Genomic DNA, 19,988 nt, shown 5'->3' with positions numbered 1-19,988 from the left:
GGCTCAGAAACGTTCGAAGCCAGCATTGGCCAGTTGCAGCGGCGTGCCCGCCACGTATTCCAGTACGCAGCGCTCGGTATCGATCCCCACGCTCAGCAGGGTTTCCCAACGTTCGGTGTCGGGCATGGCCATGTCCGGGTGGAAGCAGATCGGCGCACTGTCACCTTGTGCGCCACACATGGCTTCGGCGCGGGCGCGCAGATCGGCACTGCCCATCTGGCCGATTACCTGCTCCAGGTGGTCCAGGCGGCACTGGGTATCGGCACGGTCGGCAACCTGCTCGCCCAGGCTCAGTTGCGGGTCGAGGAAGTGGTTGGTGTGCAGCAACCAGCCGTCTTCACGCGGCAGCACCAGCGCCGTGCGCTCAGGGCTGAGCTCGATGCTGACGGCGCGCGGGCTGCTGTCCTCGCGGGAGAACACGGTGAGCACGGTGGAGGCACTGACCCGCGCCGAACGGGCCAGCTCGATGGCCTCCTCGACGCTGCTGGCCTCTTCGAGCAGACGACGGGCAATGGCGTGCACCGGCACACCGCCGCTGTCGTTGTCACTGGTGTGGTGGAGAATGTTGAAGTGCAGCCCCAGACCTGCGCTGTTCACGCCCAGCTTGGCAAGCATGCCGAATTCGCAGAACAGCTTGACGTTCATGCCACGTTCGGTGTGCAACGCCAGCATCAGGCCATGAGGGCAAAGGCTGTCGTGCCAGTCCCAGGTCTGCAGGGTCTGCGGCGCCCGCGGACCGCGCGGGGCATGCACGGTGGTGGAGCATTCGCTGTGGCGGGTGCGTGCAGCCAGCACCTCGGTGCGCGCGTTGAGGCTTGCCAACTGCCACACCGGCAGGTCGGCGCCGCTGGCCATGCCGATCACCTCGGCCGCCAGATTCGGGCTCCAGGCTTCCAAGGCGGCCAGACTGTTTTCGCCGATACGTTGCGCCTCGCGCACGGACACGCCAACCCGAGGGAAGAAGTCCAGATAGAGCTGGGTGGTATGACGGATCTGCCCGGCGAAGCGCTCGCCGATCTGGCGACCACGCTCGGCAGGCGTGCGGATATCGGTGACTAGGGTATGGATCTTCACTGCGGGGAACTCCTGGTACAGCAGGCTCGGGGCATCGTTGCTGTTCTGGAAAGAGTGGGGCCGCCTCGCACCTCCGCTGCATGCACCTGCCTGGGGGTGGCAGATGGTACTGGACCGGGCACGAAGTGGCCGCTGTGTTCAGGCAACCACCGCTAGCCTAGCGAGCCGCCCGCGGTGGATCATCGCCACAACCCGCACAACTTTTGTGCCCAGGCGGAACAATTGCACCCCGCAGCCCGATCACAGCCCCTGGCTGCGCAGTTGCTCGTGCAGCAAGGCGATGAACGCCTGCACCTTGCGCGTGTTGCGCCGATGGGGCAGGTACAGCACGTGGACCCAGGGCCCGAAAGCACTCAAGGCCCGCCAGTAGTCCGGCAACACTTCCACCAGTTGCCCGCTGGCCAGATAAGGCGCGGCGCACCAGGTGGGCACGAACTGCAGGCCATGGCCATCGAGCAGGCAGGCGAGCAAAAAGTCGAAATTGTCGCTCACCAGCCGGGGCGTGGGCTGGCGCACACGCAACGTCTGGCCTTCATGCTCGACCCACCAGAAGCTGCGGTTTAGCAGCGGATGACGCAACAGCAGCCAGTCGTGCTGGGCGTAGTTCTCCAGGGTGATGGCCTCACCACGTCGGGCCAGGTAGTCGGGGCTGGCACACAGCACCACGCGGTTCTCGATCAGCGGCTGGGCAATCAGTTCGGGCTGGTCGGTGGGGCCATCGCGCAGCGACAGATCGTAACCGCCGTCGATCAGGTCTTCATTGGCATCGTTGAGGTTCACCTCCAGACGCACCTGCGGGTGTTCACGCATGAAGCGAAAGCAGACCTGGTTGAGAAACGCCGGGCCGAACGAAGGCGGCGCGGTGATGCGCAAAGTGCCGCGCAGTTCGTGCTGCAACTGCTCCACCTCCTCGGTCACCAGTTGCAGATGCATCAAGGCCTGGCGCGCACCTTCCAGATACACCGTCCCGGCCTCGGTCAGGGCCATACGCCGGGTGGTGCGCTCGAACAGGCGCACGCCGAGCTCGGCTTCCAGGTGAGCGACGGCCTTGGTGATGGCCGAAGGCGTTTTACCCAACTGCTCGGCCGCACGACTGAAGCTGCCGTGTTCGGCGGCGGCAACGAAGATGGTCAGGGCCGTCATTTTGTCCATGGTTTCTTCCTGTTCGGCACAAGCGAGGCAATGAAGAGCGCGTGCGGGTATCCACGCCTTTCCATCAAACCCGCAAACAGCGCGGATTTGAATAGGCGTCGAGCGGCGTGTGGCTTGCGCCATGGCAATCATAGGCCAGGGATTGTTTCCCGATCGCGAAAAAAGTTGTGCCTGTCGTCGCATTTAACCGGCCTTGCGCGTTGGCTAGGCTGCGGCGCAATCACAACAAGAACGAGGCACCGAATGAAGCACCTCCTGAAGATGGCGATCAGCGCGGGCCTGGCCTGCACCTCCCTGCACAGCTTCGCGGCAGTGGACGTGATCTTTCACAACGCCAAGGTCTACACCGCCGAGCCAGGCCAACCGCTGCAGCAAGCGGTGGCGGTCGAGGGAGAGAAGATCGTTGCCGTGGGATCCGACCAGGCCGTGCTGCGCCTGAAGGCCGCCGCCACCCGCGTCATCGACCTGGGTGGCAAGGTGCTGATGCCGGGCATGCTCGATTCTCACTCCCATGCCATCAAGGGCGGCCTGCAACTGGAACTGGCCAACCTGATGGGCGAGCAGATCCCGCTCGATGAACTGGAACGACGCCTGCTCGAGTGGCGCAAGGATGGCAAGGCCGTGCGAGGCGAATTCCTGGTCGTCGGCGGCGTGCCAGGGACCTATTGGGATGACATCCCAGCCCTGGAGCAGCGCTTCAACCACGGGCAATGGGCCGAGCAGCCGATCCTTCTGGCCGCCAATGATATGCACACCGGCTGGGCCAACCTGGCCCTGCTCAAGCGCGCCAAGATCGATGCCAAGACCATCGCGGCATTGCCTGCCGAGGCGCGCAGCACCATAGGCCAGCATGAGGACGGCACACCCAACGGGTTCCTGGCCGATGCCAGTTACTACCCGGTGACCGACCTGCTGCCACCGCTCTCCCACGACACCCTGATGACCGCCGGCCGCATGGCCCTGGATTACTCCAAGCAGCTCGGCATTACCGGCTGGATGGACCCACTGGCCAACGAACTGCCCGGGGCGGACGTGAAGAACGACTCGCTCGGCGTGCTGCCGGTCTATAAGGACCTCTCCCAGCGCGGCGAGCTGACGGCCCACATTGCCGCGCTGCTGATGGCCGACTCAAAGGCCCGCCCGGCCGACCTGGATGAGCTGGACAAGGTACGCCAGCAGTTCCTCGGCGTGCGCAACCTCACCCTGCCCGGCATCAAGGTCTTCGCCGACGGCGTGGCCGAGATGCCGGCGCAGAGCGCAGCGATGCTCGAACCCTACAAGAACTCCGGCCAACGCGGCGAACTGCTGCTGGACCCGAAACACTTCGGTGAGCTGGTCGATGCCGCCGATGCACGCGGCTGGCTAGTGCACGTCCATGCCATCGGCGACCGCGCCGTGCGCGAGGCGCTCAATGGCGTAGAACAAGCCCGACGAGCCCGTCACAGCGGCGTCCCCCATTCGATCACCCACCTGCAGATGGTCAGCGCCCAGGACTACCCGCGCTTCAAGCAGCTCGATGTGATCGCCTCGATGCAGTTGTACTGGGCCAGTGCCGACGAGACCAACCTCGATCTGGTCAAGCCGTATGTCGATGAACACGCCTTCGCCCATAGCTATCCGGCCCACTCGCTGTACAAGGCCGGGGCGACCATCGCCGGGGCAAGTGACTGGCCGATCACTACCCCGGAGCCGTGGAAGGCGATCTACCAGGCAGTGAGCCGCAAGGGCCCCAAGGGGGTGCTCAACGCTGACGAGGCCATCGACCGGCAAACCATGTTCCAGGCCTACACCCTCAATGCCGCCCGCGCCATGCGTCTTGAGCAGCAGGTGGGCTCGCTGAAAGTCGGCAAGCAGGCGGACATGATCGTCTTGGACCGCGATGTGCTCAGCGTCGACCCCGAGGCGCTGCGAGATACCCAGGTGTTGCAGACCTGGTTCGCCGGCAAGCAGATCTACCAGCGCTGATCGCTTGGCGGGCCAACCCGCTCCACAGGCGCAACACCGACGCCTGTGGAGCGGGTTTTATCCGCAAAAAGCCACACCCCGCGTCACCCGTGCACAACAACAATAAACGGAAAGCATCGAATGACCTTACGCAACCTCATCGCAGGCGGCCTGCTCGCCTGTGCCCCGCTGGCCCATGCCATCGACCTCAATGACGATTTCAGCCTCGAGGCCAAGGCTGGCGTGTTCAGCGACTACCGCACCCGTGGCATCTCCCAGACCCAGAACGATCCAGCCCTGCAGGGGTCGCTGACCCTGGCGCACGCCAGCGGCCTGTACGCAGGCGTATGGAGTTCGAACGTCGACTTCGGTTTCGGCAGCAGCACACGCCAGGAGCTGGACTACTATGCCGGCTACTTCTGGCAGATCAACGACGATGTCACCCTCGATACTTCGTACATCAAGTACGTGTACCCGCGTCAGGGCAACTTCAACTATGGCGAGTACCACACCGAACTGCGTGCCTGGGGTGTGCTGCTCGGTGGTAACTACTCGGAGAACTTCAACGGCGACCAGTCGATGCTCTACAGCTATGTGGGCTACACCACCCTGCTGCCGTTCGACACCGACCTGCTGGTGCGCTACGGGCGCAACGACTACAAGGACCCAAGCTGGTTCGCCAATGACGGGACCAGCCGGGACGACTATCACGAGTGGGAAGTTAAGCTGACCCGCACGATGCTGTCGCTCGATTGGTCGGTCAGCTACATCGACACCGACCTTTCCGAAAACGAATGCGCCAGTTACCTGGGTTTCAAGGATGTCTGCTCGGCCACGGTGGTGGCTGCGGTCAGCAAGACATTCTGATCCCTGCGGCCCCCAGGGCTGCCGCCGGCTCCCACGGGTACTGCGCCGAGCCTGAGAACGGCGCGATACCTGTGGGAGCGGGTCTACCCGCGAAGGATCCGCCTCAGATCCTGAAGCTGCCCACCAGTTGCTTCAACCGCCCCGCCTGCTGGCTCAGGGCATCGCAATGGCGCAGGGTTTCGTTGAGGTTTTCTACCCCTTGCTGGTTGAGGCTGTTGATCTGGGTGATGTCCAGGTTCAGGCTCTCGACCACTGCGCTCTGCTCCTCGGTGGCGGTGGCCACCGACTGGTTCATGCCGTCGATCTCGCCGATGCGCTGGGTCACGCTGGCCAGAAGCCCTGGCCACCAGCAAGCGCATCGCCAAGATCGCCTTCACCGGCTCCACCCCGGTCGGCTCGCACATCATGAAATGCGCCGCCGAGAACATCATCCCGTCCACCGTGGAGCTGGGCGGCAAGTCGCCGAACGTCTATTTCGAGGACATCATGCAGGCCGAGCCTGCCTTCATCGACAAGGCCGCCGAAGGCATGGTGCTGGCGTTCTTCAACCAGGGCGAGGTGTGCACCTGCCCATCGCGCGCCCTGGTGCAGGAGTCGATCTACCCGCAGTTCATGGAAGTGGTGATGAAAAAGGTCCTGCAGATCAAGCGCGGCGACCCGCTGGACACCGACACCATGGTCGGCGCCCAGGCCTCCCAGCAGCAGTTCGAGAAGATCCTCTCGTACCTGGACATCGCCCAGAAGGAAGGCGCCGAGCTGCTGACCGGCGGCAAGGTGGAGAAACTCGAAGGCAGCCTGGCCACCGGCTATTACATCCAGCCGACCCTGCTCAAGGGCAACAACCAGATGCGCGTGTTCCAGGAAGAGATCTTCGGCCCGGTGGTCAGCGTCACCACCTTCAAGGACGAAGCCGAAGCCCTGGCGATCGCCAACGACACCGAGTTCGGCCTCGGCGCCGGCGTATGGACCCGCGACATCAACCGCGCCTACCGCATGGGCCGCGGCATCAAGGCCGGTCGCGTATGGACCAACTGCTACCACCTGTACCCGGCTCACGCTGCGTTCGGGGGCTACAAGAAGTCCGGTGTCGGCCGTGAAACCCACAAGATGATGCTCGACCACTACCAGCAGACCAAGAACCTGCTGGTGAGCTACGACATCAATCCGCTGGGCTTCTTCTAAATCGCGTTGCCTTTTTCGCGGGTGAACCTGCTTCTGCAGTGCTTGTGCTGTGGGGCTGGGTTTACCCGCGAAAAAGTTATCACCGCCTTAACGATTTCTCGTGGAGTCTTGATGAAAATCCGGTACAAGGTCAGCCTCGCCGCTGCCTGTGTGTTGTTGATCACCACCAGCCTGTTGTCCTTGGCCCAGGTCAGCCAGGTGCGCACGGTGCTGCGCACGCAAGCGGGAGAAAGCATCCTCGAATCAAGCACGGCCGTTGCAAGGCAGATCGAGAACTGGCTCAACGGCAAGCTGCACCTGATGGATTTGACGGTCCAATCCATCGCCAGCCTCGTCAGCCAGCAAACCGTCCAGCGCATCACCGATTCACCTTTGTTGAAGCAGGAGTTCGCACTGGTGTTCGGTGCCCTGCAGGTCGATGGCAAACCCATTGGCGACCTGGATACTTGGAAACCCAAGCCAGGTTATGACGGTCGCACGCGTCCTTGGTATGCGACCGGGGAGGGGAGCAGCCAGGCAGTGCTGACCGAGCCCTATCAGGATTCCTCAACGGGGAAAGTGTTGATTTCGGCTGTCAGCAGAATCACAGATGATGGGCGGTTTGCCGGGGTACTGGGCGGCGATATCCATCTCGACACCGTCACCGAGGCCATCAATACCCTGGACTTCAGCGGCGCGGGCTATGCCTTCTTGCTGAACCAGAACGGCAACATCATTTCCCACCCCGATGCCCAGCTTAACGGCAAGCCCTACAGCGCGTTGTTCGGCGGCGCACAGCCGCCTCTGGAAAGCCAGCTTCAGTCGATCGAGGTGGATGGCAAGTCCTTGCTGGTGTCGTTCATTCCGTTGTCCAACCTCCAAGGCATGCACTGGTACATCGGCGTGGTACTGGATGAAGGCATCGTCATGGCCGCCAGTCATCAACTGACCTGGCGAGCGGCAGTCGGCACCGGATTGGGTGTGCTTCTGAGCCTGCTGGTGCTGGGCCTGTTAGTGCGGCGCTTGTTGTTACCCTTGGATCGGCTCAAGGCCTCGCTGGCCGACATGAACCGTGGTAACGGCGACCTGACGCGTCAACTACCGGTGTCCGGCAACGATGAAGTGGCGCTGGTGTCGGTGGAGTTCAATCAATTTTTGGGCAACCTCAAGACGTTGATCGGCGATGTGCAGCAGACCTCGCAACAGGTGCGCGAGAGCACCTCGGCTACTTCCCACGAGGCAAACCAGGCGGCCAGCCGCGTGCAATTGCAGTTGCAGGAGCTCGATCAACTCGCCGCCGCCATGAACGAAATGGCCTCCACCGCCGAGGACGTGGCGCGCAATGCCCAGGCCGCTGCCCAAGCCGCGGTGGCCGCACACGATCAGACTGAGAGCGGCGTGGCGCTGGTGTTGCGCTCGACCGGGGCCATCAACGGCCTGGCCGAGGAAATGAACACCACCGGGCAGGCCATCAACGAGTTGTCCACCCTAAGCCACAGCATCGAGTCGATCCTCTCGGTCATCACCAGCATTGCCGACCAGACCAACCTGCTCGCACTCAACGCCGCGATCGAGGCCGCGCGTGCCGGGGAGTCCGGGCGCGGATTCGCCGTGGTGGCCGATGAGGTGCGTTCGCTGGCTTCGCGCACCCAGCAATCGACCCAGGAGATCCGCCTGATGATCGACCAGTTGCAAGCGGGTGTGCGCCAGGCCCAGATGCGCATGCAGCAAAGTCGTGATGCCGCCAGCAAGACTGCCGAGGATGCCAATGCGGCCAATGAGACCCTCGGCCGCATTCGCGAGGCGATCTACCGCATCAACGACATGAACCTGCAGATCGCCGCCGCTGCCGAGCAGCAGAGTGCTACCAGCGAAGAGATCAACCGCAACACCACCAACATTCGCGACATCGGCCTGGAAGTGTCCGGCGGTGCGCGGCAGCAAGTCAGCCAGTGCTCGGTGATGGTCGACCATGTAAGTCAACAGGACCGCCTGCTCAGCCGCTTCCGGATATGAGCGGCCTGACAACTCTCTGCATCGTGTAAGGAGCACGGTGCGACCGTCTTCAACTGGCAGGGACTGCGAAGCAGCCCCACAGGGCTCACGCCTTACGCTCGAGTTGTCGCTCTATCATGTATTTGACCGCCAGGCGCCTTTCCTTGAGGCGCCGCAGGTCGTCGTCATCGGCAATGCCTGCCGAGATCGATTCGGCCGCCAAAACCTGATTGTCGATATCCACATATTCATCCAGCAGCCGGTCCAGCTCTTTGTCCTGTTGGCGCCGCTGCTGGACGATTTCGCGGGGATAGTGCAGGTCCTGGTACAGGTCGTGGGAAACTGGCATGGGGCCCTCCTTGTAATGCGCAGGTTTTCTTACCTGATTGGAAGGGGCGAACACGCGGTTGTTAAAGCGAGGCGCAAAAAATACGACGGATGGCCAGGGCAGGAATCAGCGGGGAATACTAACTTGCTGTTTTAAGGCAATTTTTTTCATTCCGGGGGTTCCCAGGTGAATCGAGTGTTGGTATAGTGCCGGCCATTCCAGCACAGCGGCTCAACGTCGTTGTCAGCGAACCGTCAGAACGACAGTGCTCATGCACTCGTCGCATCCGATACAGGGGCGTCGCCAAGCGGTAAGGCAGCAGGTTTTGATCCTGCCATGCGTTGGTTCGAATCCAGCCGCCCCTGCCATTTCTTCACATCTCTTCTCGATATTCCTCTTTGCCTTGGCGCACTGTCTTCTAGTGTCTTTCGCTCGTATAGCGATTGAGGCTCGTGGCGCTTATCCGGCTGCCATCGCGGAACAAGCACAAGGCTGCTCCCTGTAGGAGCGGGCTCGTCCCGCGATAGGGCCAGAATGCTTCAGCGCAATTCCTTGACCATCTTCTCCAAGGTTTCCAACACGGCGCCAGCCAGCGCTTTGGATCGCTCGCCCGACCAGCCGGTAATGGCGTTGGGCGCATCGTCGTGATCCTTGAACGGCATCTCCAGCGTCAGTGAAAGGCAATCATAGGCTTGGCCGACGGCGTTGCAGGCCAGTGTCATGTTGGCCTGACCGGGCTCGTCGCGGGTATAGCCGTGCACGGTCTGGAAGTCCCGCGTGATGCTGCACAGTGTGGAGCGGAACTGCTCCTCTAGCTTCGCCAGGCGGGGCGTGTAGCCCGGGTTGCCTTCGCAGGCGGCGATGAAGACATGTGGGATTTCCTCGTCGCCATGCACATCGATGAACGCATCCACCCCGTGCTGTTTCATCTGGCTCTGGGCGAAGAAGACCTCGGGGCTGAGCTCGACGCTGGCGTCCTGCCAGGCGCGGTTGAGGTCCTTGCCCTTGAAGTTGGTGCGCAGATGGCCGAGGAAGGCGCCATCAGGGTTCATGTTCGGGATCAGGTACAGGTCGGCGGCCGCGAGCAGTGACTGGACGGTGCTGTCGTTGGCTTGCAGACGGTCTATGACGCCCTCCATGAACCATTCCGCCATGTGCTCGCCAGGGTGCTGCTGAGCGATCAGCCACAGCTTGCGCTTGCCTGGTGCGCCGTCGCCTGCGCGCAACAGCGGGATATCGCGGCCTTGCACGCTACGACCGCAGGCCAGCAGCTCGACGGCCGGCAGTTGCTTGGCTCGTTCGATCAGTTGGTTGTGGCGGGCGCGGGGGTAGGGTTCGAAATAGGCGAACCAGGCCTGCGGAGCCTTGGCTTGAAGTTCGAACACCAGGGCTTGGCCGTCGAACTGGCTGGGGATGCGAAACCAGTGCTGTTGATCATAGGATGCCACGGCCTGATAGCCGTGCCAGGCCTTGTTGTAGGAGGACTGGCTGGCGTTATCGAGGCTGAAGCGGTGGGTCTGGCCCGGGGTCAGGCCGCTGGCCTTGAAGTGGAACCACTGGAAATGGCCACTGTTGGTATCGGGGCGGATGGCCAAGCGCACGCGGCTCGGGTCGCGGGTGTCCAGTACCTGGATATTGCCGGAATCGAAATCGCAGTCGATCTGCAGCGGGGACAGCGTCACGGTCATTGCCAGACTCCTGTGGCTTTGTTGTGGCGTTACTGTACACCGCTTGGCCAGAAGGCTGGGCGACTAAATCCTGTAGGAAAGAACTGCTTTCCAATGGCCTGGGATTCAAGTCAAGAAGCCGAGCAAGGCCAAGGCTGCCACACCCAACCCGACCACGATCGTACAACCGCCCAGCGACAGTGCTGCCCGGCCATGGCGGTACCAGCCGTCATGGCCCAATTGGCGCGCAGGGGCGAGCAGGCTGCGCCATCGCAGTTCGGTCTCGTGAAAAGCGTGCAGGTGTTCCGGGGCGGCGTCGAGCCAGCGGCGAAAGTCGATGCGTTCGCAGGCGGTGGCCTCGGGGTTCTGCAAGTGGATGTACCATTGCCCCGCAGTGCGAGCGAGGGCGTCGCCTGGAGTGCAGGTGGTTTGCAAGGCCTGATTCAGGTGGCGCTCGATGGCCAATAGCGGGAGGTCGAGACGCTGGGCGATGTTCGCAAGGTCCAGCTGGTCGAGGCGGTTGAGCAGAAAGACCTGTTGCACGCGCCGTGGCAAGCGCTGCAGGCCATGGAGCAGGGCGTCGCCGGTTGGCGTCTGCAAGGCGGTGTCATGTTCCAGAGGCAGCAATAGACGGTTCATGGACAGCTCCTTGCTCAAAATGGAGTAGGGGGCATCTTCCGTGATGCGCGAATAGATTAATTTTAACGATATTGATTCTCAAGTGCTGATTCCGTAAAACGCTGCAACACCCGTTCACGATTTGACATACCTTTGCTATCCTCGCGGCCATCAAGCGGTACCGATCTTCATTAGCCTGAAGAGCCAAAAAAAATGACCCGGCAAAAAGCCGGGTCAAAAACCGTGATTAGCCTGATGAGGAGATAATCTGAGAGTCCGACCTAAGGGCTTCCAGGTTATCCAGCAGGTCTTGCGACCAGCTGAGTGCAATAATAATCGTTATCATTTGCCAGTCAAATGAATTTTCCCCTTCCTGGTAAAAAAATATTACCGGGCGGCTCCCTGATAGCCGGAATACGGGCTCTTCACCGCTCGTCGGCCATCACGTCTTGCTCATCTCTCGGTCTTTCCTGACGCTTGCTCGTGCTCCAGCAACGCCCTGGCCATGTTCATCATGTGCATCAATGCGAACATTACCTCCCGGGTCATGCCCTGGGGCTGGTGAGTGGCTGTTTCGTGCGCGGTGGCCGCCGCGCAGCGCAACAGCGCCAGGGCATGATCCCGGGCCTGTGCGGCGCTTACGCCTTCATGTAGCGTCCAGATCTTGTTGTCCAGATTGGGGCGGGGCGGCGTGGGATTAAGGTAGTAGTCCAGGGCGCGGCGGGCTGCTTCGCTGTCGAGATCTGTTTCGTCGTTTTTCGATGGTTTCATCCTGATACCTGTTGATATTCACTTGGGAGTGGTGAATACGCAGCATAGGTCAGTGTGTATTATTTATCTCATTGAAGATAATTCAGGATGTGTATTGATGCGGCAGATGCAGTCCGTATTGTTCTCCGCCATGGAAAACTGGAACGAATTTCTTGCGCGCTACAAGCGTGAACACAAGCTCAACCAGCTCAAACTCGCTGAACGTCTGGGCATGACCCAGGGCGGCGTAGGCCATTGGTTGCGCGGTACCCGAAAACCCACGCTGGCGACCATCAACGAAAAATTGGAAAAACTCGGGCTGGTGTATCTGCAAGCCCAAGTCATGGTGGTGGAGCGCAACCTGTTGCGTGAAGCACCTGGGGTCTACGCGCCAGGGCGGCCAATATCGGGCGAAGCGTTGCGCTATGCCAGTTTTCGGCTTCCGGTACTGGCCTGGAGCGATCTACAGGGCAAATTGCCCGAAACCGCCGAAGTGCACGAGCAGAGTGACTACATGCCAGCCGGTAATGCATTCTGGCTGCCGGTTGAAAACGATTCGATGAATGCCGCAAGCGGTATGAGTGTGCCCCAGGGTATGCTCATCCTCGTGGATACGGGGCTTGAGGTGGCGCCTGGAAAGCTGGTGATCGCTCGTCAGCCGGGCAAGGCCGCGGTGTTGAGGCAATTGATCGAAGAAGGCGGAGAGCGGATGCTCAGGCCGCTCAATACCCGGTATCCCACAGTGCTGTGCGAAGAGGGCTGCGAGTTTCTCGGCGTCGTGGTTCGCGTGCACGGCAAGTTCTGATCGGCAGGGGCCGCTGCGCAATTCATCGCGCAGCGGCCCCTTTGTGTTTACTCAGCCAATTCCACCAGCACCGCCCCTTCGCTGACCATGTCACCCTCCTGACAAAACAGCGCCTTGACCGTGCCGTCATGCGGTGCGCGGATGCTGTGTTCCATCTTCATCGCTTCGAGCACCATCAGCGCGGTGCCAGCCTCCACGGCCTGGCCCGGCTCCACCAGCACACGTACGATACTGCCGTTCATGGGGGCGCTCAGGCCGCCTTGATGGCTATGGCTGGCTTCGGCCTCGGCGATCGGGTCGAAGGCGTTGACCCTATGCATTTCGCCATTCCATTGCAGATACAGCGCGTCACCTTGGCGTATGGCCAGGTAGCGGCGACGCAGGCCGTCCTGCTCATGGCACAGTTGCTCGCCCTGAAGTTGCCAGGCGGACGGAGCGCTGGATTCCAGCGCCACGGCCTGGTCCTGTCCGCCACTGCTCAGATGCAGGCTGCTACGCGCCGGCAGGCCCAGGCGCAGGCCGTCATGCCGGGCCCAGGGCGAGCCGGGATCGTCCTGACGCTGGTGCGTGGGACTGCCCTGCAACCAGGCCTCGGCGGCGGCTTGCCAGAACGCCGCAGGCAAGGCAGCGGGGGCCGGCAACAGCTCGGCCTGGTGGCGTGGAATGAAGCCCGTGTCCAGTTCGGCCGCGGCGAAGGACGGGTGCGCCAGGATGCGGCGAAGGAAGGCAATATTGGTCTTCAATCCGCCAATGGCGAACTCGTCGAGCATGGCCAGCAGGCGCAGACGGGCCTGTTCGCGGTCTTCGCCCCAGGCGATCAGCTTGCCCAGCATGGGGTCGTAGAACGGCGAGACGGCATCCCCCTCGCTCACGCCGCTGTCCACTCGGCGGCCTTCGCCTGGGGCCGATTCGCGGTACAGCGCAAGGGTGCCGGTGGCCGGCAGGAACTCGTTGGCGGGGTCTTCGGCATACAGCCGCACCTCGATGGCATGACCGATCAGTGGCACCTGAGCCTGGGTGATCGGCAGAGGTTCGCCACAGGCCACGCGGATCTGCCAGGCCACCAAGTCCAGGCCGGTGATGGCTTCGGTGACCGGGTGCTCGACTTGCAGGCGGGTGTTCATCTCCATGAAGAAGAACTCGCCACGGGCATCGAGCAGGAATTCCACGGTACCGGCACCGACATAGCCGATGGCCTGAGCGGCGCGCACCGCCGCCTCGCCCATGGCCCGACGCAGCTCAGGCGACAGGCCTGGGGCGGGGGCTTCTTCGACCACTTTCTGATGACGGCGCTGGATCGAGCAGTCGCGCTCGTTGAGGTACAGGCAATTGCCGTGCTGGTCGGCGAACACCTGGATTTCCACGTGGCGCGGCTTGAGCACGTACTTTTCCACCAGCATGCGCGCATCGCCGAACGACGATTGCGCCTCGCGCTGCGCCGAGGCCAGGGCGTCGGCCAGTTGGCTTTCTTCCTCGACCACTTTCATGCCTTTGCCGCCACCGCCGGCACTGGCCTTGAGCAGTACCGGATAGCCGATGCGCTCGGCGGCGGCGCGGAAGGTTTCCAGGTCTTGGGCATCGCCGTGGTAGCCGGGCACGAGCGGCACGCCGGCGCTTTCCATCAGCGCCTTGGCCGCCGACTTGCTGCCCATGGCATCGATAGCGCTGGCCGGTGGGCCGAGGAAGATCAGGCCGGCCTGTTCGACGGCGCGGGCGAAGCCTGCGTTCTCCGAGAGGAAGCCATAGCCCGGGTGAATGGCCTGGGCGCCGCTGGCCTTGGCGGCGGCGATGAGTTTGTCGATCACCAGGTAGCTTTCGGCAGCCTTGGTGCCGCCCAGGTCGATGCGAATATCTGCCTCGCGACTGTGGCGGGCATCGCGGTCGGTGGCGCTGTGCACGGCGACCGTGGTCAGGCCCATGGCTTTGGCGGTGCGCATGATCCGGCAGGCGATCTCGCCGCGGTTGGCGACCAGCAGGGTGGTCAGGGTGGGACGGCTCATGGGCGCGGTTCCTTCTCGTTGGCTTGCCAGGCGGGGCGGCGTTTTTCCAGGAAGGCGCGCAGGCCCTCCTGGCCTTCCGGGCTGACGCGGATGCGGGCGATGGTGTTTTCGCAGTAGCGGCGCAGGGCCGGGCTCAGCTCGCCGTCGTCGACTTCGCGCAGCAGATCCTTGGTGGCGCGCAGGGCCTGGGGGCTGTTGAGCAGCAGGTTGTCGACCCAGGCCTCGACCTGAGCGTCCAGCTCGTTGGCCGGGTAGACCTCGGCCAGCAAACCCAGCTCACGGGCGCGCACGCCGCTGAAGCGCTCGGCGGTCAGGGCATAGCGGCGGGCGGCGCGCTCGCCGATGGCCTTGACCACGAACGGGCTGATCACCGCTGGCGCGAGGCCGATGCGCACTTCCGAGAGGCACAGTTGTGCGTCCTCGGCGCCGATGGCCATGTCGCAGCAACTGATCAGGCCCAGGGCACCACCGAAAGCTGCGCCTTGCACCACCGCCAGGGTTGGAGCCTTGAGCCGGTGCAGGGCGTACATCAACTCGCCCAGCTCACGGGCGTCGTCCAGATTGGTGTTGAAGTCCAGCTGTGCCGATTGTTGCATCCAGGCCAGATCGGCACCTGCGCTGAAATGCCGGCCGCGGCCGCGCAGCAGCACAAAGCGCAGGCTGGCGTCCTCGGCGAGCTGGTCCAGGGCGACGATCAGTTCGCGGATCATCTGCGCGTTGAAGGCGTTGTTCTTGTCTTCGCGGCTCAGCCACAAGGTGGCGAAGCCGCGAGGGTCCTTGATGACTTCCAGGGTGCTGAAATCGTTCATGGTCACATCCGGAAAATGCCGAAGCGGCTCTGTTCGATCGGGGCGTTCAGGGCGGCGGACAACGCCAGGCCGAGCACATCGCGGGTCTGCGCCGGGTCGATGACGCCGTCGTCCCATAGCCGTGCGCTGGAGTAGTAGGGGTGGCCCTGGCGTTCGTACTGGTCGAGGATCGGCTGTTTGAGCTTGGCCTCTTCCTCGGCGCTGAAAGCCGTACCGGCGCGTTCGCTCTGTTCGCGCTTGACCTGGGCCAGTACGCCAGCAGCTTGCTCGGCCCCCATCACGCCGATGCGTGCGTTGGGCCACATCCACAAGAAGCGCGGGTCGTAGGCGCGACCGCACATGCCGTAGTTGCCGGCACCGAAGCTGCCGCCAATGATCACGGTGAACTTCGGCACTTGGGCACAGGCCACCGCGGTCACCAGCTTGGCGCCATGCTTGGCGATGCCGCCTTCTTCATACTTCTTGCCGACCATGAAGCCTGTGATGTTCTGCAGGAACAGCAGCGGGATGCCGCGTTGGCAGGCCAGCTCGATGAAGTGCGCACCTTTTTGCGCGGCCTCGGCAAAGAGGATGCCGTTGTTGGCCAGGATCGCCACCGGGTAGCCATGCAGGTGGGCGAAGCCGCACACAAGTGTGGTACCGAACAAGGCCTTGAACTCATCGAACACCGAACCATCGACCAGACGTGCGATAACTTCGCGCACGTCGAATGGTTGCTTGGCATCGGCGGGGACAACGCCGTACAGCTCCTGGGCGTCGTACAGCGGGGCGATCGGTGCCTGGCGCTGCACGTGGCCGAGCTTGCGCCAGTTGAGATTGGCCACGCTGCGCCGGGCCAAGGCCAGGGCATGTTCATCGTTGTCGGCGTAGTGGTCGGCCACGCCGCTGGTGCGGCAATGCACGTCGGCGCCTCCCAGGTCTTCGGCGCTGACCACCTCACCGGTGGCAGCCTTCACCAAAGGGGGGCCTGCGAGGAAGATCGTCGCCTGCTGGCGCACCATGATCGCTTCGTCGGCCATGGCCGGTACATAGGCGCCGCCTGCGGTGCACGAGCCCATGACCACGGCGATCTGCGGGATACCTTGCGCGCTCATGTTGGCCTGGTTGAAGAAAATCCGCCCGAAGTGCTCGCGGTCCGGGAAGACCTCGTCCTGGCGGGGCAGGTTGGCGCCGCCGGAGTCCACCAGGTAGATGCAGGGCAGGCGGTTTTGCAGTGCGATGGTCTGGGCGCGCAGGTGTTTTTTCACCGTCAGCGGGTAATAGGAGCCGCCTTTGACCGTGGCGTCGTTGGCTACGATCATGCACTCGACCCCTTCGATACGACCGATGCCGGCGATCACGCCCGCGGCGGGTACGTCTTCGCCGTAGACCTCATGGGCAGCCAACTGGCCGATCTCGAGGAAGGGCGAGCCTGGGTCGAGCAGGCGATCGATGCGCTCGCGTGGCAACAGTTTGCCTCGCGAAGTATGCCGCTCCTGGGCCTTGGGGCCGCCGCCTTGGTTGACCTGGGCGAGCAGGGTGCGCAGAGCCTGGACCTGGGCCGCCATGGCGCTCCAGTTCTGCGCGAACTCTGGTGATTTAACGTTCAACTGTGACTTCAGGATCATCATGACTCCTCGCGCAGAATCAAGCCTCAAGCTTCAAGCTGCAAGAATGTTCAGTGTTGTGACTGCAAGCGCGCATCGCTGTTTGTCTTGCTGCTTGAAGCTGCTTCAGCGGGTTTCGTTGAACAGTTCGCGACCGATGAGCATCCGGCGGATCTCGCTGGTGCCAGCACCGATTTCGTACAGCTTGGCGTCGCGCAGCAGTCGACCTGCCGGGAATTCATTGATATAGCCATTGCCACCGAGGATCTGGATCGCCTCCAGGGCCATCTGAGTCGCGCGTTCGGCGGTATAGAGGATCACCCCGGCGGCATCCTTGCGGGTGGTCTCGCCGCGGTCGCAGGCCTGGGCCACGGCATACAGGTAGGCGCGGCTGGCGTTGAGCTGGGTGTACATGTCGGCGATCTTGCCCTGGATCAGCTGGAACTCGCCGATGCTTTGGCCGAACTGCTTGCGGTCATGGATATAGGGCACCACCAGGTCCATGCAGGCTTGCATGATGCCGGTCGGGCCGCCGGAGAGGACTACGCGCTCGTAGTCCAGGCCGCTCATCAGCACACGCACGCCGCCGTTGAGCTGGCCGAGGATGTTTTCCTCCGGGACTTCCACACCATCGAAGAACAGCTCGCAGGTATTGGAGCCGCGCATGCCGAGCTTGTCGAACTTGTTGCTGCGCGAGAAGCCTTTCCAGTCGCGCTCGACGATGAACGCGGTGATGCCATGGGGGCCCTTGTCCAGGTCGGTCTTGGCGTAGATCACATAGGTGTTGGCGTCAGGGCCGTTGGTGATCCAGGTCTTGCTGCCATTGAGTACGTAGTGATCGCCGCGCTTCTCGGCACGCAGCTTCATCGATACCACATCGGAGCCGGCGTTGGGCTCGCTCATGGCCAGGGCGCCGATGTGCTCGCCGCTGATCAGCTTAGGCAGGTACTTGAGCTTTTGCTCATGGGTGCCGTTGCGGTTGATCTGGTTGACGCACAGGTTGGAGTGGGCGCCATAGGACAGGGCCACCGAGGCCGAGCCGCGGCTGATTTCTTCCATCGACACCACGTGGGCCAGATAACCCAGGCCGGCGCCGCCGTATTCCTCTGGCACGGTGATGCCCAGCAGGCCCATGTCGCCGAACTTGCGCCACATGTCGGCGGGGAACAGGTTGTCCTGGTCGATCTGAGCCGCGCGGGGGGCCAGTTCGGCGGCAACGAAGGTGCGCACCTGGTCGCGGAGCATGTCGATGGTTTCGCCCAGGGCGAAGTTCAGGGTGGGGTAATGCATGCGGGGGCACCTTCTTGTTATTGAAGTTGGGTTACACCGTAGCTCAAGGGCTATCCACCGCTCCCTCGGGATGGGTGTCACGCCGACAAGCCGGTTGTCATTTTTCACCTTTACGTTAACGTAAACCTGCCGACTGAGGGTGTCAATCAGCTAGTGACCTTTACGTTAACGTAAATCTGCGCCAGAGTAGCGTCGCTTGCTTCAGTCATGCCCAGAACAAACACAAGAAGGGACATCCATGAGTCAACCAAGCTACACCCGCGGTCGCCAGGACCGCCCGTTGTTGACCCTGACCATCGGCCAGGCCTTCGATGCGACTGTGGCTCGCTATCCCGACGGCGAAGCCCTGGTCGTTCGCCACCAAGGACAGCGCTACAGCTGGCGGCAGCTGGCCGAGACTGTCGATGAGCACGCCCGGGCACTGATGGCGTTGGGTGTGCAGGTCGGCGACCGGGTCGGGATCTGGGCGCCCAACTGTGCCCAGTGGTGCATCCTGCAACTGGCCAGCGCCAAAGTCGGCGCGATCCTGGTCAACATCAACCCGGCCTACCGGGTCGGTGAACTGGAATACGTACTGCGCCAGTCAGGCTGCAGCTGGCTGGTGTGCGCCGACGCCTTCAAGACCTCTGACTACCACGCCATGCTGCTGGACCTGGCCCCAGAACTGCGCACCGACGCGCCCGGCCAACTGGCCAGCGAGCGGCTGCCGGCGCTGCGCGGGGTGATTAGCCTGGCCGTCAACCCGCCGGCCGGTTTCCTGCCTTGGACTCGGCTGATCGAGCGGGCAGGGCAAACCGACCTTGCGGCCTTCGACGCCCGCCAGCGCAGCCTGCAATTCGACCAGCCGGTAAACATCCAGTACACCTCCGGCACTACCGGCGCGCCCAAAGGCGCCACGCTCAGCCACTACAACATCCTCAACAACGGCTACATGGTTGGTGAAAGCCTGGGCCTGACGGCACAGGACCGCATGGTCATCCCGGTGCCGTTGTACCACTGCTTCGGCATGGTCATGGCCAACCTGGGCTGCGTTACCCATGGCAGCACCATGATCTATCCCAACGATGCCTTCGACCCGGGCCTGACCCTGCACGCCGTGGCCGAGGAGCGCGCCAGCATTCTCTACGGCGTGCCGACCATGTTCATCGCCATGCTTGACCACCCCGGTCGCTCCGAGCTGGACCTCTCCAGCCTGCGCAGCGGCATCATGGCCGGGGCCACCTGCCCGATCGAGGTAATGCGCCGGGTGATCGGGCAGATGCACATGGCCCAGGTGCAGATCGCCTACGGCATGACCGAGACCAGCCCGGTGTCGTTGCAGACCGGTCCTGACGACGAGCTGGAGCTGCGCGTGACCACGGTCGGGCGTACCCAGCCACAACTGGAAAGCAAGCTGGTGGATGAGCACGGCAACATCGTCCCGCGTGGCGAAATCGGCGAGCTGTGCACTCGCGGCTACAGCGTGATGCTCGGCTACTGGAACAACCCGCAAGCCACTCAGGATGCCATCGACCCGGCTGGCTGGATGCATTCGGGTGATCTGGCGGTAATGGATGAGCAGGGCTATGTGCGCATCGTCGGGCGCAACAAAGACATGATTATCCGCGGAGGTGAGAACATCTACCCGCGCGAGCTGGAGGAGTTCTTCTATACCCACCCGGCGGTCGCCGATGCCCAGGTGATCGGCATTCCCTGCAGCCGCTATGGCGAGGAGGTAGTGGCCTGGATCAAGCTGCACCCCGGGCACAGCGCCACGGCCGAGGAGCTACAGGGTTGGTGCAAGGCGCGTATCGCGCATTTCAAGGTGCCGCGTCATTATCGCTTCGTCGAGGAATTCCCGATGACGGTGACCGGGAAGGTGCAGAAGTTCCGCATGCGCGAGATCAGCATCGCCGAGATCAATCTCTGAACAGTCCTCGGTATCACCTGGTTGCGAGGGAGT

14 protein-coding genes, 1 tRNA gene and 4 pseudogenes are annotated in these 19,988 nt (G+C 62.8%); 8 read left to right on the top strand and 11 right to left on the bottom strand.

The window, feature by feature from the left end:
* Positions 1 to 3: 3 nt before the first annotated feature.
* Positions 4 to 1,074 (bottom strand): C45 family peptidase, encoded by a 1,071-nt coding sequence (locus R6G97_RS12800; RefSeq protein ID WP_317847063.1) that lies wholly within the window; start codon positions 1,072 to 1,074, stop codon positions 4 to 6.
* A gap of 240 nt (positions 1,075 to 1,314) precedes the next feature.
* Complete coding sequence (locus tag R6G97_RS12795; protein WP_043215275.1) at positions 1,315 to 2,226, bottom strand: LysR family transcriptional regulator; 912 nt, start codon at positions 2,224 to 2,226, stop codon at positions 1,315 to 1,317.
* A gap of 243 nt (positions 2,227 to 2,469) precedes the next feature.
* Here R6G97_RS12795 and R6G97_RS12790 point away from each other — a divergent pair, with 243 nt between their 5' ends.
* Entirely contained in the window at positions 2,470 to 4,191 is a 1,722-nt protein-coding gene (locus tag R6G97_RS12790) for an amidohydrolase (RefSeq protein WP_317847062.1), read from the top strand.
* A gap of 120 nt (positions 4,192 to 4,311) precedes the next feature.
* On the top strand, positions 4,312 to 5,037 hold the full coding sequence (locus tag R6G97_RS12785; RefSeq protein ID WP_102081378.1) for a TorF family putative porin: 726 nt from the start codon (positions 4,312 to 4,314) through the stop codon (positions 5,035 to 5,037).
* A gap of 103 nt (positions 5,038 to 5,140) precedes the next feature.
* Here R6G97_RS12785 and R6G97_RS12780 read toward each other — a convergent pair.
* A pseudogene (locus R6G97_RS12780) lies at positions 5,141 to 5,371 on the bottom strand (chemotaxis protein); the annotation flags it as partial.
* Here R6G97_RS12780 and R6G97_RS12775 point away from each other — a divergent pair.
* From R6G97_RS12775 to R6G97_RS24965, 3 pseudogenes are all read left to right on the top strand, one after another.
* Positions 5,371 to 6,219 (top strand): annotated as a pseudogene (locus R6G97_RS12775) (aldehyde dehydrogenase family protein); the annotation flags it as partial. The pseudogenes R6G97_RS12780 and R6G97_RS12775 overlap by 1 nt on opposite strands.
* 111 nt (positions 6,220 to 6,330) lie before the next feature.
* A pseudogene (locus tag R6G97_RS24970) lies at positions 6,331 to 7,356 on the top strand (HAMP domain-containing protein); the annotation flags it as partial.
* A gap of 339 nt (positions 7,357 to 7,695) precedes the next feature.
* Positions 7,696 to 8,214, top strand: a pseudogene (locus R6G97_RS24965) (methyl-accepting chemotaxis protein); the annotation flags it as partial.
* A gap of 85 nt (positions 8,215 to 8,299) precedes the next feature.
* Here the strand turns inward: R6G97_RS24965 and R6G97_RS12765 are convergent.
* Positions 8,300 to 8,542 carry a DUF465 domain-containing protein gene (locus tag R6G97_RS12765; RefSeq protein ID WP_043212077.1) on the bottom strand — a complete coding sequence of 81 codons (243 nt, stop codon included), beginning with the start codon at positions 8,540 to 8,542 and terminating at the stop codon, positions 8,300 to 8,302.
* Between the two features lie 272 nt (positions 8,543 to 8,814).
* On the opposite strand from R6G97_RS12765, the gene R6G97_RS12760 reads away from it, so the two are divergent.
* Positions 8,815 to 8,889 (top strand) — tRNA-Gln (locus R6G97_RS12760).
* A gap of 171 nt (positions 8,890 to 9,060) precedes the next feature.
* Here the strand turns inward: R6G97_RS12760 and R6G97_RS12755 are convergent.
* The 3 genes from R6G97_RS12755 to R6G97_RS12745 form a co-directional block, all read right to left on the bottom strand.
* On the bottom strand, positions 9,061 to 10,209 hold the full coding sequence (locus R6G97_RS12755) for a M14 family metallopeptidase (protein ID WP_317847060.1): 1,149 nt from the start codon (positions 10,207 to 10,209) through the stop codon (positions 9,061 to 9,063).
* 105 nt (positions 10,210 to 10,314) lie between these two features.
* Entirely contained in the window at positions 10,315 to 10,827 is a 513-nt protein-coding gene (locus R6G97_RS12750) for a DUF4880 domain-containing protein (RefSeq protein ID WP_043212075.1), read from the bottom strand.
* 432 nt (positions 10,828 to 11,259) lie between these two features.
* Entirely contained in the window at positions 11,260 to 11,577 is a 318-nt protein-coding gene (locus R6G97_RS12745; protein ID WP_043212074.1) for a hypothetical protein, read from the bottom strand.
* A 130-nt stretch (positions 11,578 to 11,707) separates the two neighbouring features.
* Between R6G97_RS12745 and R6G97_RS12740 the strand changes: the two genes are divergently transcribed.
* Positions 11,708 to 12,361, top strand: a complete 654-nt coding sequence (locus R6G97_RS12740; RefSeq protein ID WP_182943294.1) for a LexA family protein — start codon at positions 11,708 to 11,710, stop codon at positions 12,359 to 12,361.
* Between the two features lie 47 nt (positions 12,362 to 12,408).
* Here the strand turns inward: R6G97_RS12740 and R6G97_RS12735 are convergent, their stop codons facing one another.
* From R6G97_RS12735 to R6G97_RS12720, 4 genes are all read right to left on the bottom strand, one after another.
* A complete protein-coding gene (locus R6G97_RS12735; RefSeq protein ID WP_317847058.1) occupies positions 12,409 to 14,361 on the bottom strand; it encodes an acetyl/propionyl/methylcrotonyl-CoA carboxylase subunit alpha in 1,953 nt (650 codons plus the stop codon).
* Positions 14,358 to 15,170 carry a gamma-carboxygeranoyl-CoA hydratase gene (locus tag R6G97_RS12730; RefSeq protein WP_043212070.1) on the bottom strand — a complete coding sequence of 271 codons (813 nt, stop codon included), beginning with the start codon at positions 15,168 to 15,170 and terminating at the stop codon, positions 14,358 to 14,360. Before R6G97_RS12730 ends, R6G97_RS12735 begins: the two co-directional genes overlap by 4 nt.
* Before the next feature lie 2 nt (positions 15,171 to 15,172).
* Positions 15,173 to 16,780, bottom strand: coding sequence for a carboxyl transferase domain-containing protein (locus R6G97_RS12725; protein ID WP_043212068.1), 1,608 nt, complete (start codon positions 16,778 to 16,780; stop codon positions 15,173 to 15,175).
* 102 nt (positions 16,781 to 16,882) lie between these two features.
* A complete protein-coding gene (locus R6G97_RS12720; protein WP_102082443.1) occupies positions 16,883 to 18,046 on the bottom strand; it encodes an isovaleryl-CoA dehydrogenase in 1,164 nt (387 codons plus the stop codon).
* Between the two features lie 238 nt (positions 18,047 to 18,284).
* Here R6G97_RS12720 and R6G97_RS12715 point away from each other — a divergent pair, with 238 nt between their 5' ends.
* A complete protein-coding gene (locus R6G97_RS12715; protein ID WP_253132594.1) occupies positions 18,285 to 19,955 on the top strand; it encodes an AMP-binding protein in 1,671 nt (556 codons plus the stop codon).
* The last annotated feature ends 33 nt before the right edge of the window (positions 19,956 to 19,988 follow it).

Origin of the sequence: Pseudomonas sp. HTZ2 (assembly GCF_033173945.1) — a bacterium.
GTDB lineage: Bacteria > Pseudomonadota > Gammaproteobacteria > Pseudomonadales > Pseudomonadaceae > Aquipseudomonas > Aquipseudomonas guariconensis.
The sequence above is the reverse complement of the archived record's forward strand: the minus strand, read 5'-3'. Positions and strand labels throughout refer to the sequence as shown.